General features: G+C 65.8%; 13 protein-coding genes. 9 read left to right on the top strand and 4 right to left on the bottom strand.

All coding sequences use genetic code 11. The annotated features are described in order from the left end of the window. The first annotated feature begins 131 nt into the window (after nucleotides 1-131). Together AC1DOX_RS12005 and AC1DOX_RS12000 are read left to right on the top strand one after the other, a co-directional pair. A complete protein-coding gene (locus AC1DOX_RS12005; RefSeq protein WP_092138433.1) occupies nucleotides 132-836 on the top strand; it encodes a response regulator transcription factor in 705 nt (234 codons plus the stop codon). Nucleotides 837-897: 61 nt separating this feature from the next. After that, nucleotides 898-2604, top strand: coding sequence for a sensor histidine kinase (locus tag AC1DOX_RS12000; protein WP_441618846.1), 1707 nt, complete (start codon nucleotides 898-900; stop codon nucleotides 2602-2604). Nucleotides 2605-2633: 29 nt separating this feature from the next. On the opposite strand, the gene AC1DOX_RS11995 is transcribed toward AC1DOX_RS12000, so the two are convergent. Then, nucleotides 2634-3146, bottom strand: a complete 513-nt coding sequence (locus AC1DOX_RS11995; protein WP_092138431.1) for an SET domain-containing protein — start codon at nucleotides 3144-3146, stop codon at nucleotides 2634-2636. Nucleotides 3147-4291: 1145 nt separating this feature from the next. Between AC1DOX_RS11995 and AC1DOX_RS11990 the strand changes: the two genes are divergently transcribed. Next, the gene (locus AC1DOX_RS11990) at nucleotides 4292-4570 is read left to right on the top strand and encodes an HU family DNA-binding protein (protein WP_017227089.1); all 279 of its coding nucleotides are present in this window, start codon (nucleotides 4292-4294) and stop codon (nucleotides 4568-4570) included. A gap of 241 nt (nucleotides 4571-4811) precedes the next feature. Then, nucleotides 4812-5792, top strand: coding sequence for a DUF2272 domain-containing protein (locus AC1DOX_RS11985; RefSeq protein WP_441618843.1), 981 nt, complete (start codon nucleotides 4812-4814; stop codon nucleotides 5790-5792). 115 nt (nucleotides 5793-5907) lie between these two features. Here the strand turns inward: AC1DOX_RS11985 and AC1DOX_RS11980 are convergent, their stop codons facing one another. Beyond that, on the bottom strand, nucleotides 5908-6228 hold the full coding sequence (locus AC1DOX_RS11980) for a putative quinol monooxygenase (protein ID WP_441618841.1): 321 nt from the start codon (nucleotides 6226-6228) through the stop codon (nucleotides 5908-5910). A gap of 29 nt (nucleotides 6229-6257) precedes the next feature. After that, nucleotides 6258-7007, bottom strand: coding sequence for an SDR family oxidoreductase (locus AC1DOX_RS11975; RefSeq protein WP_441618839.1), 750 nt, complete (start codon nucleotides 7005-7007; stop codon nucleotides 6258-6260). 334 nt (nucleotides 7008-7341) lie between these two features. On the opposite strand from AC1DOX_RS11975, the gene AC1DOX_RS11970 reads away from it, so the two are divergent. Continuing rightward, a complete protein-coding gene (locus AC1DOX_RS11970; protein WP_441618837.1) occupies nucleotides 7342-8091 on the top strand; it encodes an aquaporin in 750 nt (249 codons plus the stop codon). Here AC1DOX_RS11970 and AC1DOX_RS11965 read toward each other — a convergent pair. Further along, the gene (locus tag AC1DOX_RS11965; protein ID WP_441618835.1) at nucleotides 8075-9856 is read right to left on the bottom strand and encodes a carbohydrate porin; all 1782 of its coding nucleotides are present in this window, start codon (nucleotides 9854-9856) and stop codon (nucleotides 8075-8077) included. The genes AC1DOX_RS11970 and AC1DOX_RS11965 overlap by 17 nt on opposite strands. Before the next feature lie 295 nt (nucleotides 9857-10151). Here AC1DOX_RS11965 and AC1DOX_RS11960 point away from each other — a divergent pair, with 295 nt between their 5' ends. From AC1DOX_RS11960 to AC1DOX_RS11945, 4 genes are all read left to right on the top strand, one after another. Next, nucleotides 10152-11291, top strand: a complete 1140-nt coding sequence (locus AC1DOX_RS11960) for a TRAP transporter substrate-binding protein (protein WP_441618833.1) — start codon at nucleotides 10152-10154, stop codon at nucleotides 11289-11291. A 109-nt stretch (nucleotides 11292-11400) separates the two neighbouring features. Next, nucleotides 11401-12306, top strand: a complete 906-nt coding sequence (gene rarD / locus AC1DOX_RS11955; RefSeq protein WP_441618831.1) for an EamA family transporter RarD — start codon at nucleotides 11401-11403, stop codon at nucleotides 12304-12306. A 137-nt stretch (nucleotides 12307-12443) separates the two neighbouring features. Continuing rightward, entirely contained in the window at nucleotides 12444-13613 is a 1170-nt protein-coding gene (dinB, locus tag AC1DOX_RS11950; RefSeq protein ID WP_441618829.1) for a DNA polymerase IV, read from the top strand. Nucleotides 13614-13795: 182 nt separating this feature from the next. Next, a complete protein-coding gene (locus AC1DOX_RS11945) occupies nucleotides 13796-15010 on the top strand; it encodes an MFS transporter (protein ID WP_441618827.1) in 1215 nt (404 codons plus the stop codon). Nucleotides 15011-15013: the final 3 nt, after the last annotated feature.

Here is a 15013-nt window from a genome sequence, read left to right as displayed (position 1 = left end):
CTCCGGGCCATCAGGGCGGCGGCTGGAGCTCCCGCAGGAACGCTGCAGCTGTAGGGCAACTGAAAGGCAGGCCGCGGTGCCGCCCTGTACAATCGCCGGCATTGCCACACTGCCTGCCCGAGCCCCCTGCCATGCGTATCCTGCTGATCGAGGACGACCGTCAAATCGCCAGCGGCGTGGAAGCCGGACTGTCCCGCGCCGGCCACCAGGTACGCGTGGTGCACGACGGCGTGTACGCCACCGATCACCTGCTGCGGGAGCAGCATGACCTCGTCATCCTGGACCTGGGCCTGCCCGGCATCGACGGCATGACGCTGCTGGCGCGCTACCGCGCCCGTAATCGCACCACCCCCGTCATCATCCTGACCGCCCGCGACGAGCTCGAAGACAAGCTCTCCGGCCTGAATGCCGGCGCCGACGACTACCTGGTCAAGCCTTTCGCCCTGCCCGAACTGGAAGCACGCGTGCGCGTGCTGCTGCGCCGCAGCCAGCATGGCGAAGCTGCACCGGAGCGCGATGTGCGCCTGGGCCGCCTGCGCCTTTCCGGTAACGATCGCCGCATGTTCGTCGACGGCCGTGCGCTGGAGTTGTCGCCGCGCGAATTCGCCGTGCTGGAACTGCTGCTGCAGCGGCAGGGCCGCGTGGTGAGCAAGGCGCAGATGCAGGATCACCTGGCTACGTTTGCCCATCCGGCCGGCGAAGGCGGCGATACCGTCGGCGACACGGCCATCGAGGTCTATGTGCACCGCGTCCGCAAGAAGCTTGAGGATGCCGATGTCGAAATCGTCACCGTGCGCGGCTTCGGCTACCTGTTGCAGATTCGTGCCGGGCACTGATTCCCGTATGTCGCGGATGCGGCCGCGCCGCGCCGCGTCCCAACCAACGTAGTCATCCGCCATGTGGCCGCGCTCGCAATCGTCCTCTTCCGCACCGGCCGGCGATCCGCCCGCCACGGGGACGCGCGCGCGCAGCCGCCGGAGTAGCCGTAGCGGCCGCAACCGCGGCCAGGCCAATGCGCGCGTGTCGTCCAATCCCAGCCTGCGCGTCCACCTGTTGCGCGCGCTGGCCACCCCGCTGTTCGCACTGGTGCTGACCAGCGGCTCGCTCTCCTACTGGCTGGCCGCCCACTACACGACGCAGGTGTTCGACCGGGCCCTCTATGGCGTGGCGAACAACATCGCCCAGCAGATCCGCATTGCCGGGCCGCGCCTGGAGCAGGACATCCCGACGATTGCCCAGACGCTCGTCGAAGCGGAAGGCAGCGACCGCATCTACTGGCGCATCCACGGACCGGACGGGTTGATCGGTGGCATGGATACGTGGCTTGGCTATGGCACGGGCCAGACCTCGCTCCATGACGCGCGGCTCTTTTATGCGTGGTTCAGCGGCCGGCAGGTCCGGGCCGTGCGGCTACCCGTCAGTCTGCCCAGCTCGGCATCGGACGAACTCGGCACCAGCGCGGAGGCCACCGTGCCGCGCGGGCCGATCGTCGTGGAAGTGGCGGAATTGCTGGACCGGCGCGAAACGGCGGCCAATGAAATCCTGCTCTCGATGTCGGTGCCGCTCATCCTGCTCCTGCTGGTGGGCAGCATGATCCTGTCGCACGTGCTCAAGGAAGAGTTGGTGCCGCTGCAGATCCTGACGGACAAGCTCAACCGGCAAACCGCGCGATCGATGGCCGCGCTGGACGAGACCCAGGTGCCGGCCGAGGTGGAACCGCTGATCCGCAGCCTGAACGACCTGCTGTCGCGCCTGCGTGATGCGCTCGACGCGCAGCGCAAATTCATCGCCGATGCCGCCCACCAGCTGCGCACGCCGCTGACCGCCGTCAAGCTGCACGCGGATCGCGCCATGGAAGCCGATACGCTAGACGTGGCGCGCCACGCGCTGCGGGAGGTGCAGACGGCGGCCGATCGCGCGGTGCGGCTCTCCAACCAGTTGCTGTCGCTGGCACGCGCGGAGCCGGGGCTGTCGCTGGAGCGACTTGGGCCCGTGGAGCATTTCGACCTGGCCGGGCTGGCGTTCGAGATCGGTGCCGAGTGGGTGCCGCAGGCGCTGGCGCGTCGCGTGGACCTGGGCTTCGAGATCCTGCCCGGCCCTACCTTTACCGGCAGCGCGCCGGCCGTGGTGCGCGGCAACCGCTTGCTGATGCGCGAGGCGCTTTCCAACCTGATCGATAACGCGGTGAAGTATGTGCCGGCCGGCGGACGCATCACGGTGCGCGCCGGTGGCGAGACCATGGGCCATCGTGGCATGGCCGTGGTGATGGTGGAAGACAACGGACCGGGCATCCCGCCGGCGCGACGCGGTGAGGTGTTCAAGCGCTTCTTCCGTGGCGATCACACCCCGGGAGCCCAGGCGGTGCAACAGGCCGCGCCGGGCGGCGCCGGCCTTGGGCTGGCCATCGTGCACGAGATCGTCACGCTGCACCAGGGCACGATCTGCATCGAGGATGTGCCCGCGCCCGCGCTGGCACCGTCCCCTGCGGTGGCCACCCACGGTGGTCATGACGAAGCGCCTTCAGCGGAACCCGCGCCCCGCCGGGCGTCGATGCGCTTCGTGATCCGGATCCCTTGCGAGGCACCCGGTAGCACCACGGCCTGACGGCGCGCCCGCCGTGCCGCCCCGCAGGCTTATTTGCCCTTCTTTTCCTTCGGCGCCAGCATCGTGCCGCGGCACTCCGGGCTGCCGCATCGGCATTCGTATTCCTTCTTGAGCTTGCGGGTATAGCGGGCGTCAATCACCAGACCGTAGTCATAGAAGAGTTCCTCGCCAGCTGTGATGTCGCGCAGGGCATGGATGTAGACCTTGCCGCGCTTTTCGCGTGCCTCGCAGTTGGGGGCGCAGGCGTGATTGATCCAGCGCGCACGATTGCCACCGAACTTGGCGTCGATGACGTTGCCGTCTTCCAGGCTGAAATAGAACGTGTGATTCGGGTCGGTGGGATCGTGCGGGTGCCGCTTGAGCGCTTCCTTCCAGGAAATGTGCTCGCCCTTGTACTCGATCACGCGCTCGCCTTCGGCAATCGCGCCAATCGCGTATACGCCCCTTCCGTGCACACCTGACTGGCGCACTTCGATGCGATCGCTGGCGGTCTTCTTCTTGCCCGCCTTCTTGTCCTTGCCGTCCCTGGCCTTTTCCGACATATCCGTTTTCCCGTCAACGATGGATGGCCGGTCCAGCCCGGCGCGAACCGGATGATACCCGCCGAACGACGTATACAACACACCCGGCGACCTCATCGGCGCGGGGGAAATGCCACGTATTTCGCGTATACCCCTCAACCCGCGATGTGGATAACCAGGCCGAAATCTGTGGATAAACGCGCGCGTTTGGTGTGGGCTGCCTGGGGCTGGGATGGGGATGGATCAGGAACAAGTCGGAGGGGGTTTCGGGTACACCTCATCCCGATGGCTGAGTCATCCACGCCGACCAACACGCCATCCCTGCGCTTTCGGTATACGTAAACGGTTGATCCGATTGACGTATACGTGGTTATCCACAGAAAAGCACCTTGTTTACCTATCACTACTATTTGTATACATGAAAAGAAATACGTAAACCGAAAGCACGAGAGAAGGAGGAGGCAAAGAACGCCCGGCGTATACCTCGCTTTCGCTCGCCGGCCGGTATACCCGCTCGAATGCAGCCGGTTAAAAAACGGGCAGCACGGCATCGAGCTGGGGCTGGCGAGACATGGCTGCCCAATGGCTCTGATCGGCTCGCGATGGTTGTCGGTGGGTCAGCGGTCGATGGGTCGGCGTATACCGGTGATTGGCCGGCGATTGGCCCGACGATTGGCAGCCGATATGCCGTAGACCCGACATCGCCATGTTGTCGAGATTTGCCGTTGGCGTGGTGCAATGGAATGCTTGTGCCACCCCCGCCACCCGGCACCGGCCATTCAGGGGCGTCTGGACGCGCTCAGAGGGGCTCAGGGACGTTTACGGGGCTGGCATGACCCTGGGGGACGTATACGCCCTCCGGGGCTTGCTGAGGCCCTCTGCCTCCTCCTGACCATTCCAGTCGCGGAAATGCCGTATACCGCACCATGCGTTCCATGGGCCTCTGCTATCACATCGTCCTTGCGCCAAAGCCCCGCAAAACCCGCTGAAAACCCGCCAGCCGCCATCTGGCGCGGCTTCGCGGAGAGCCGGCGTAACAATGTGTTCCCGGCCGGGCTTGCCCGACACGGTATGATGTGGCCCGCGGCGTCTTGGCCGGGGCGGGTTCCAGCGTGGAACGCCTGGGCAGGGCGTCAGTGTTTTTTCAACTCGATACGGAGTGAAGCATGACGAAAACCGAACTGATCGACGCGATTGCAGCTGGCGTGGACGGTCTGACCAAGGCCAAGGCAGAGCAGGCCCTCAACGTGACCCTGGGCGCCATCATGGACGCCGTGGCCAAGGGCGACACCCTCAGCCTGATCGGCTTTGGCACCTTCAGCCAGGGCGAGCGCGGCGAGCGCATGGCGCGCAACCCGCGCACCGGCGAGGAAATCAAGGTGGAAGCCGCGAAGACCGTGAAGTTCAAGGCTGGCCAGAAGTTCAAGGACGCCGTCAACCAGTGATGCTGGCGGGCGCCTTCGATCGCCCGGTTTGCATGACCCCGCCGTGCCGCCACCGGACGCCAGAAAAGGCGCAGGTGTGCGCCAGGCGGGGGACGTTATCCACAACGGTTTTCCCGCCGACGTGCGCGCAGAACTGCACAGCCGGCAGGGCCTGCCGGATGGCCGTCGCAATTGTCTGAAAAAAGGCGCCTGGACGTGGCCGGTACTGGGGCCGTCGGGTGCCGGGAGTCGTGGACCTGACATGCTGCCCCGCTTGCTGCCGCACAGATTTCCACAGCGTTATACACAGCGCTTTCCACACAAGGCTCCACAGCTTTCTCCACAGGCGCTTGCGCAGGCATTTCTGAGCGCGGTTGCCCTGGCCGTGCTCTGTGGTTGCACCACCTCCCCGCCCCGGACCGCGCGTCCGCAGGCCATCCCCCTCCCCGACTATCAACGCGTCGCCACGACACCTGGTGCCACGCCGCGCGAGCGCATTGTCGAGATCGCCTTGCTGGAATGGCACAAATGGGGGGATCAGGTCGTTCGCATTGGCCGGGATGATTCGGCCTGTGTGACGCAAAGCCCGCTGCCGCCACCCGTGCTGGAGGACCTGGTCGGTAACGCCAATGCGGTGGACGCGAACGGACAGGCCTCGGCAGACCAGGAGTCCGACGAAGATGGACGCGACGCGAACTGCGTGCGTTTCCCGGACGGCACCGGCATGGAGTCCACGCAGCGGGGCTGCGCCATGGCACAACGCTACTGGGGCATCGTGGGGGAAGCCCCAACCTGCCGTCAGGTCACCCAAGGGGCCTGGGCCTGGTCGGCCGTGTTCATTTCCTGGGTCATGCGCAAGGCCGGCCTCAACAATGACCAGTTCCTGACCGGCCAGTCACATTCGATGTACGTGGTGGATGCGCGTGACGGCAAGCTGCCGCGCCCCGCGTTCCATATCGTACCCACGCCTGCGTTGCCACGGCCTGGCGACCTGATCTGTGCCCCACGGGGCCGTGACAAGTACCTCGAGAGTCCTGCCGAGATCGGCTTTGGCACCACGCCGATGCATTGCGACATCGTGGTGGAGGTCGACCCGTCCGCGCGCGTCGTCAAGGCCATCGGCGGCAATGTCCAGCAATCGGTATCGATGGACGTCATCGACCTGAACGATGCCGGCCAGCTCGACGCCTTTACGAACTCCCATATGCCGTGGCTGCTGGTGATGCGGAACAATCTGCAATAGGGATATCAGTGCGAAGAATTTATTTCGTTATATTTTTGATGCGCTGATTATTTGGTTGAATAAAATAAGCCCGCAACCATCGGCTACGGGCTCGCTATGTGCCGCATTCGGCGTGTTACGCCTTGACGAATGCCTGGGTCGGCACCAGGAAGTCGATCTGCCGAGGGGCCTTCAGCAAGCGCGGTAGCGCTGCCTCATATTCGCGGCGGTAATTTTTGCTGAGGTGATGGGTCATGAAATATTCCTGGGAACAGGCCCACGTCTCGTACAGCACGTAGGTGTCGGGGTCTTCGGCCGACTTGTGAATGGTTGTGTTCACGAAGTCCGGCTCCTTCGCCATCGTTTCGACGACACCCAGCAGGCGGGCCTCGAATTCCTCGCGAAACTCGGCCCGGGCGGGCAAGCGCACGACAAACGCGATCTGTGCATGGCTCATGGTTCTCTCCTGTGCGGGATCGTTGCGAATCACAGCTGGCTCATGCCGCCGTCGACGATGATCTCGGTGCCGACGATGAAGGCCGATTCCGGGGCCGCCAGATGGAGGACGGTCGAGGCCACTTCCGCCGGTTCGCCAAATCGGCCGAGCGGGATCTGGCTCAGGATCTGGGCCGCCGTGGCGTTCAGCGTCTCGGCATCCAGACCCAGCTTGCCGTACAGCGGCGTGGTGACCGGGCCGGGGCTCACCACATTCACGCGCGCGCCGCGCGGCAGCAGTTCCGCCGACAGTGTCTTGGCCAGCGAAATCACCGCGGCCTTGCTGGCGGCATACACCGACGACTGCGGCATGCCGATGCGGGCATTGATCGAACCGTTGATCACGATCGACGCGCCCTTGTTCAGTAGCGGCGTCAGGGCCTGCACCTGAAAGTACGGGCCCTTGACGTTGACGTTGAAGACTTCGTCCCAGAGCGATTCCTGAACATCTTCAAGGGCGGCGAACCTGGCCGCGCCTGCGTTCAGAAAGACGGCATCGAGGCGCACGCCGGCTTCGGTCAGTTGTCGGGCCAGGTCGCGGGCGCCATCGACGGAGCCCGCTTCATTGCGAATGGCGATGGCGCCGGTGCCCAGCGTGGCACGGGCCGACTCCAGCGTGGCCGCGTCGCGGCCGGTGATGACGACGCGCGCGCCTTCGGCGGCGAAAGCCTGCGCGGCAGCCAGGCCGATACCGCTGTTGCCGCCGGTCACGAGTACGGTCTTGTTTGCGAAGCGTTGCATGGTGTTCTCCAGGGATGTGGTGGGTGTGTGAATACATTCTGGGCAACCACGATCCGAAAGCCATGCGAACGAGTTGGCGCTGACGTTCGATGTCATCGAACGAGTTGCCTGCCGTTAGCGGGGAGATCTTGCCGAGGCGTGGCCGATTCGATACCGCGTGTTCGTTCACAACATCGCCGCGGCGCATTGACGCGCTTTGGGCTGGCGCGGAACACTGCGCGGTCGATTCCTGCCTTCTTTTTGTCCCTTCCTTCGCCCTCCTGCGCGCCCTTTCGATGACCCGCCTTCGTCTCACCGCTCTCACCCCCACTACCGCCATGGCGGCCCGGCACCCATGACGACGCTTGCCCGCCGGCTGGTGGCCGAAGGCCTGGGTACGGCCTTGCTGATTGCAATCGTCGTGGGATCGGGGATTCGCGCCGAGCGGCTGGCGGCTGGTGATACCGCGCTGGCGTTGCTATGCAATGCGCTGGCGACCGGCGCCGGACTGGTGGCACTGCTGGTGTCGCTGGGGCCGGTCTCGGGCGGGCATTTCAATCCCGTCGTCACCCTTTCGGGGCTGATACAGGGGAGCCTGGCGCCGCGCGATGCGCTGCGCTATGTGCCGGTGCAGGTGGCTGGGGGAATCGTCGGGGTGATGGCCGCGCACGCAATGTTCGGCGAGCCTTTGCTGAACTGGTCCACGCAGGCGCGTACCGGGGCGCCGATGTGGTGGAGCGAATTCCTGGCGACGTTCGGCCTGATCGGGCTGGTCATCGGCACGTCCCGCACGCGGCCAGGCCTGGTGCCGTTTGTGGTGGCCGGCTATATCACGGCCGGATACTGGTTCACGTCATCCACGTCCTTCGCCAACCCTGCGCTGACGATAGCCTGCGCGCTGACCAATACGTTCGCCGGCATCCGCCCGGCCGATGTGCCCGCCTTCGTGCTGGCGCAAGCCGGCGGAGCGCTCACGGCCACGTGGCTGTTTCACTGGATGTGCCGCCAGCCGGTCGCGCCGCAGCGCGCACCGGAGGCGAAGGCATGGAAGGGATTCAAGCGGGCCACCGGCGGGGCTGCCGGCGGAACTACCAGCGCCGATTGAGCTGGACCCCGAAGATGGAGCCGCTGGCTTGAGACGCCCACGTGTCCGCGGGGGCGGCAAAGGTGATGCCGTCCACGTCGTTGGCGCGGCTGTAGGTATAGAAGGCGCGGAGATTGGCATTGCCCGCGGACTTGCCGAGCGTGAGCGTCGGCGCCACGGTCAGCGCGGTACGTTGTCCGCCGACGCCAAACCCCGACGAGATCTGGTCATGCGCCACCTCGAAGGTCAGGCGGAACTGGTCGCTGGCCACATAGGCCGGCCGCACGCGCGTGGCGGCCCACTGGAGCGTGCCGACGGCGGAACGGTCCAGTTGCAGGCTCGACTCCACCGACCCGCCGATGCCGGATCGTCCCTTCCATTCCATCGACTCGGCCAGGCGCACCCGCGACAGCGATGTGCCCATCCCCGTGTAGCCCGTCATGGCCGTGCGCGAGCCCTGGCCGTACTGCACGCCCAGGCGGTTGGTGCCGAAGAGCACGCCCTTCTGCTCGTGCATGGCCGACGCCCACCAGGCGCTACCGGTGTCCACGATCTGGGGCAGCGGCTCCACGCGCGTGAAACCGAGCTGGACCGAACCCTTGTCGTTGGTGCCGATCGGCGCCGTGCGCACGCTGTGATAGCTCGGCAGGTTGGCGCCGTTCAGATCGTTGCGCGCGGTGTATTGGTAGCTCAGGCCGAAATCGCCCAACTTGGCGTTGTCCACGCCAAAGCGCATCGACGGCGAATTGGGTGGCAACAGTCCCGATGACATCAGGAACGGATTGCTGTCCCGACGGCCGGCCCAGACGCTGGCACCGTCCAGCACCGACAATCCGGAAAGGCCGCTGACGGCGGTATAGAACTGCGGAACCAGTGCATAGGGGTCCACGGCGGCGGCATTGCCGTTGATGGACGTCGCATCGGTCCCCTTGGCGTGCGCCACCAGTTGGACCTGGGCACCGCCGCCGATATCGACCAGGGACTCGCGAATCTTCACCTCGCCGCTGCTCGTGCACGCGAGCCCCCTGCCGAACCCGGTAGACGGGGTTCCTCCACCTGCGCAGGCGCGCTGCATGCTGGAGCGATCCTCCACGGCCGCGCGACCACTGTAGCCAAGCCGCCAGACCGAATCGCCGGCGGGATCGTCGGCTGGCAACTGTGAACGCAGGACAGGAGGCGCATCCGACGGCGTACCCGCTTCAGCGGTATCCCGGGAATCGCGCGCTTCGGCTGCCTGCTCCAGGGCTTGCTGGGCCGGGAATTCCCCCAGCCGATGCGGAAACAGGACCAGCGGGGGTGGTGGTGGCGGTGGTGGAGCCGCCGATTCGGGCGGGCCGACAAAGTCGGGGTCCGTGCTGGCGTCGGCTGCGGCCGTGGTGGTTGGCGCTGCCGCCGGCGTCCCTGCATCGGCGGCCGTTGCCGTGGCCGCTGCGTCGCCGGTGCCGGGCGTGTCCGCTGTCGCCGTGTTGTCGCTTGCAGTCGTCGTACCCGCGGCGCGGATCAGGTCTCCCAGCGGATCGGCCGCCGCTGCGGACGTTGCCGCGGCCGGCACGGTAGCGGACGTGGTTGCCGATGTGGCCCTGGAAGGGGTGCTGGAGTTGGCCCCCGGAGTGGCCCCAGTGGCGGCGGCCGAAGCCACGGGCGGCACGGCGGGCGTGACGATCTGCGGGGGTGGCGCTACCGTGCTGCCGGTTTGCGCGCAGGCCACCAGCCCCCACGCGGCCAGGACGGCGAACGTGAGACGACGGGGATGCGGGCGGGAGGAAGACGGAGCGGAATGCAGCATGAAAACAACAGGACGGGCTCGGACAAAGGCCCCAGACGAGGGGTCTGTTTTTAACAGGCGACCATTTGGACCGCAAGCCGGGTTACAAAATCCATCAAACCTTGCCACTTCTCACAATACGAAACCTAGCGAGGCCCGCAATTGGGGCATGCCCACGTCCCCCTGTTGCATAAGTACGCCGATTAGCGAAAACCCGGACTTTGGCGGGGCCCCGTGCACAAAACGCCACCGCTATAATCGGCGGGCCCCGTTTTACGGGTAAAGCATGCACACATATTTATAAGAGGAGATGTCAATGGAACGTCGTTCCTTCCTGTTGAAAGCATCGGCTGTGGCCGCTACCGGGGCACTTGCCGCATGTGGCAAGGAAGACAAGCCGGCGGCTCCCGCCGCATCGGCCAGCGCCCCCGCGGCGCCGGCAGTGGTCGGCAGCAATCCCGCGGTGGAATGGCGCCTGGCCTCCAGCTTCCCCAAGTCGCTCGATACCATTTTCGGGGCCGCCGAGCTGCTGTCGCAGCGCGTGAAGGAACTGACCGATGGCAAGTTCAACATCAAGGTGTTTGCCGCCGGCGAAGTCGTCCCGGGCCTGCAGGTGCTGGACGCGGTGCAGAACCAGACCGTGCAGATCGGCCATACGGCCGGCTACTACTACTTCGGCAAGAATCCGACGCTGTGCTTTGACACCACGGTCCCGTTTGGCCTGACCGCGCGCCAGCAGACCGCGTGGATGATGCAGGGCAACGGCATGAAGCTGATGCGCGAGTTCTTCAAGGAATACAACATCGTCAACTTCCTGGGCGGCAACACCAACGCCCAGATGGGCGGCTGGTTCCGCAAGGAAATCAAGACCGTGGCCGACCTGCAAGGCCTGAAGTACCGCATTGCCGGGTTTGCCGGCGTGGTGCTGTCGCGCCTGGGCGTGGTGCCGCAACAGATTGCCGGTGGTGACATCTACCCCGCGCTGGAAAAGGGCACGATCGACGCCGCCGAATGGGTGGGCCCGTACGACGACGAAAAGCTCGGCTTCTACAAGGTGGCGCCGTACTACTACTACCCGGGCTGGTGGGAAGGCAGCGCGCAGCTGTCGTTCTACGCCTCCGCACCGGCGTTCGAGAAGCTGCCGGCCCAGTACAAGCGCGCGCTGGAGACCGCCACCATCGAGGCGCACACCAACATGATGGCCAAGTACGACACCGTGAACCCGCAGGCGCTGGCTCGTCTGCTGGAAAACGGCGTGAAGCTGCGTCCGTTCTCGAAGGAGATCATGGAGGCCTGCTTCAAGGCCACGCAGGAAGCGTATGCGGACGAAACCGCCAAGAACCCGTCGTTCAAGAAGATCTACGACGACTGGCGCGTGTTCCGCAACAACGAGGCCGCCTGGTTCAACGTGGCCGAGCAGGCATTCTCGCAGTTCAGCTTCACCCACAAGCTGTAAGCCGAGCGCCCCGCCCCGGGGCGACCTGGCAGGAAAGAGGAAAGCCCGTGCCCCGCGCACGGGCTTTTTTCATCCCCGGTAGAATCCGCCGCACTTACCGGACATTCCCATGCAAATCGGCATCCTCTACGCGCTGCTCGCGTACATCATCTGGGGCTTGCTGCCCCTCTACATCAAGTCCCTGCACGGCGTGGCGCCGATCGAGATCCTGCTGCACCGCATGGTGTGGTCGCTCGTCTTCCTGGGCGCAATCCTGCTGTGGCGGCGCCATTTCGGTTGGTTGCGCGAGGTGGCCGGGAATCCGCGCCTGATCCTGGGGTTTGCCGCCAGCGCGGCGCTGCTCTGCGGCAACTGGTTCCTCTATATCTGGGCGGTTTCCGCCAACCGCGTGGTGGATGCCAGCCTGGGCTACTTCATCAACCCGCTGTTCAGTGTGCTGCTGGGCGTGCTGTTTCTGCATGAGCGGCTTCGCCCCGGCCAATGGCTGTCGATTGCCATCGCCGCGGCAGGTGTGTTGTGGCTGACGGTATCCGCCGGCCAGTTGCCCTGGATCGCGCTGGCGCTGGCGGCCACGTTCGGCGGCTACGGCCTGTTGCGCAAGACCGGCGCGCTGGGTGCCCTCGAGGGGCTGTCGCTGGAAACGCTCCTGTTGTTTCCGATTGCTCTCGTTTCGCTGGGATTTCTGTTTCTGACCGGACAGGACACCACCCGCGCCGCAGCGCCGGGTACGCAATTCCTGCTGCTGATGGCCGGCCCGGTCACGGCCGTGCCGCTGCTGTTCTTTGCCGCCGGCGCGCGACGGATTCCGCTGTCGCTGCTGGGGCTGCTGCAGTACGCCGGCCCCACCCTGCAACTGCTGCTGGGCATCTGGCTCTGGCACGAGCCGTTCCCCGCCCAGAAGCAGCTCGGCTATGCGCTGATCTGGGTATCGCTGGCCATCTATGCGATGGAGGGAATGTGGATCTCGCGGCGCAACCGGCTTTCCGCTATCGATATCAAGAATCAGAGCTCTTGAAAAATAGATCGATCAATCTTTGCGGCTAATGATTGTTGTGGTGCCGTTCTGACGTCTCACCCGGCACTCACTCGGCATACAGAAGCTGACGCACTATACTGTACGTTTATACAGTATCGACGCGCCCCCTTACCTTCATGCCCCCGACCACCCGGCGCATCGCCCATCTCGATATGGACGCCTTCTATGCGTCCGTCGAACTGCTGCGTTATCCCGACTTGCGTGGCCAGGCCGTGGTGATCGGCGGCGGCCGCAACGCCATTCCGGAAACCCTGCCCGACGGCTCGCGCCGCTATGCACGCCTGCGTGACTACGTAGGACGCGGTGTCGTGACCACGTCCACCTACGAGGCCCGGGCGCTGGGCGTGTTCTCGGCGATGGGCATGATGAAAGCCGCCAGGCTCGCGCCGGACGCGGTCCTGCTGCCGACGGACTTCGATGCCTACCGGCGTTATTCCGGGCTGTTCAAGGCGGCCGTGCGTACTTTCACGGCCGAGGTGGAAGACCGCGGCATCGACGAGATCTATATCGACCTGACCGATGTGCCGGGCGAACCCCGCGATGTCGCCGCGCGCATCAAGGCGGCGGTCAGGGAGGCCACCGGGCTGACCTGTTCGATCTGCGTGGCACCCAACAAGCTGCTGGCCAAGATCGGCTCCGAACTCGACAAGCCGGATGGCCTGACTATCCTGACCCCGGCCGACATCCCCACGCGCATCTGGCCGTTGGCGGCGCGCAAGGTCAATGGGATTGGTCCGAAAGCCGCGGAGAAGCTGACGGCCATTGGCATCGACACCGTCGGCGACCTGGCCGAGGCGGATCAGGGCTTGCTGCAGGCGCACTTCGGCCGCAACTACGCAAGCTGGCTGGTGGAGGTGGCGCACGGGCGCGACGACCGCCAGGTGGTGGTGAGCCACGAACCCAAGTCGATGAGCCGCGAAACCACCTTCGAGCGCGACCTGCACCCGCGCGGTGACCGGCCACTGCTGTCGGAATCGTTCACCAAGCTCTGCATGCGCGTGGCGGAGGATCTGCGCCGCAAGGGCTACGTGGGGCGAACGGTGGGGATCAAGCTGCGCTTTGATGATTTCCGTACCGTGACGCGCGACCTGACGATGACCGCGCATACCGCGGACGGCGCGGCAATCCGGCGCGGTGCCACGGAGTGCCTGAAGCGGATTCCGCTGGAGCGCCGGATCCGGCTGCTGGGCGTACGCGTGAGTGCGCTGATGCCGGCCGGCGAACAAGGCGATGATCCTGCCGCGGTGCAGGAGGAATTCCGCTTCGATGACGACCTGGACCCGTAGCCGGCCCAAGACCCTACGCCCGACGCCCCTATCTATCTCCAGGTAGAATCGGCCGCTTGATGGCGCGGCAACCGATCGCGCTCGTCCCCGGCCCCGCACGCTGCATTCCGTCTTTGCCGGCCAGCGGTCCCCCCAAACAAGCATGACGGCCTGCCGGCCCGCAAGTCCGTTCAGGAAGCCTCATGACCCCCGCCACCGCGCAACGTACCGACCAGGACGCCACCGAAGGCACCACCCAGCCCGCCGCATGGATCACGCCGCTGCTGGCCGCCGCCTGCGGCATGATCGTCGCCAACCTCTACTACGCCCAGCCACTGGTGGGCCCGATCGCCCGGGCGCTGCAACTGTCGCCGGAGATCGCCGGGCTGATCGTCACGCTGACCCAGATGGGCTACTGCGCCGGACTGGTGCTGCTGGTGCCGCTGGGCGACATCGTTGAAAACCGCAAGCTGATCCTGACGCTGATTGCCGGCTGCGCCGTGGCGCTGACGGCGGCCGCACTGGCCAGCCACGCAAGCGTGTTCCTGATTGCCGGGTGTGCTATCGGCTTGTGTTCGGTGGCCGTGCAGGTGCTGGTGCCGTTTGCGGCGCACCTGGCGCCCGACCATGCGCGCGGCCGTGCCGTGGGCAATGTCACCAGCGGCTTGCTGATGGGCATCATGCTGGCCCGTCCCGTGTCCAGCCTGGTGTCGGGCCTGTTCGGCTGGCACACGATCTTTGCCGCGTCCGCCGTGGCGATGGTGCTGCTGGGTGTGGTGCTGGCGCGCAAACTGCCGCGCCGCCAGCCGGCGCCCGGCGTCAACTACGTGCAGATGATCGGTTCGATGGGCCATCTGCTGCGCACCCAGCCGGTGCTGCGCCGCCGTGCGCTGTATCAGGCCAGCCTGTTCGGCGTGTTCAGCATGTTCTGGACCACGGCGCCGCTGTATCTTGCGGGGCCAGCATTCCACATGTCGCAGACCGGCATCGCCATCTTTGCACTGGTGGGCGTGTCGGGTGCGATCGTCGCACCGATGGCGGGCCGCTATGCCGACCGGGGCCACAGCCGCCAGATGACCGCCATCGCGCTGGCCATTGGCGCCGGGTCGTTCCTGCTGAGTCGCGCAGGCACGGAGGGCTCGCTGCTGTCTCTGTTGGCTCTGACGGCAGCGGCCATCCTGCTGGATTTCGGCGTGTCGGCCAATCTCGTGATCGGCCAGCGTGCGATCTTCGCATTGTCGGCCGAGCATCGCAGCCGCCTGAACGGCCTCTACATGGCCATCTTCTTCGTGGGCGGCGCCATCGGGTCGTCGGTCGGTGCCTGGGCTTTTGCGCGCGGCGGCTGGCCGCTGGCGAGCTGGATCGGGTTTGCGCTGCCCGCGCTGGCCCTGCTCTACTTCCGCACCGACCGTACCTGACGC

The sequence above is a fragment of the Cupriavidus sp. 01L415 genome, from assembly GCF_056400065.1.
This window is presented reverse-complemented; position numbering and strand designations above follow the sequence as displayed.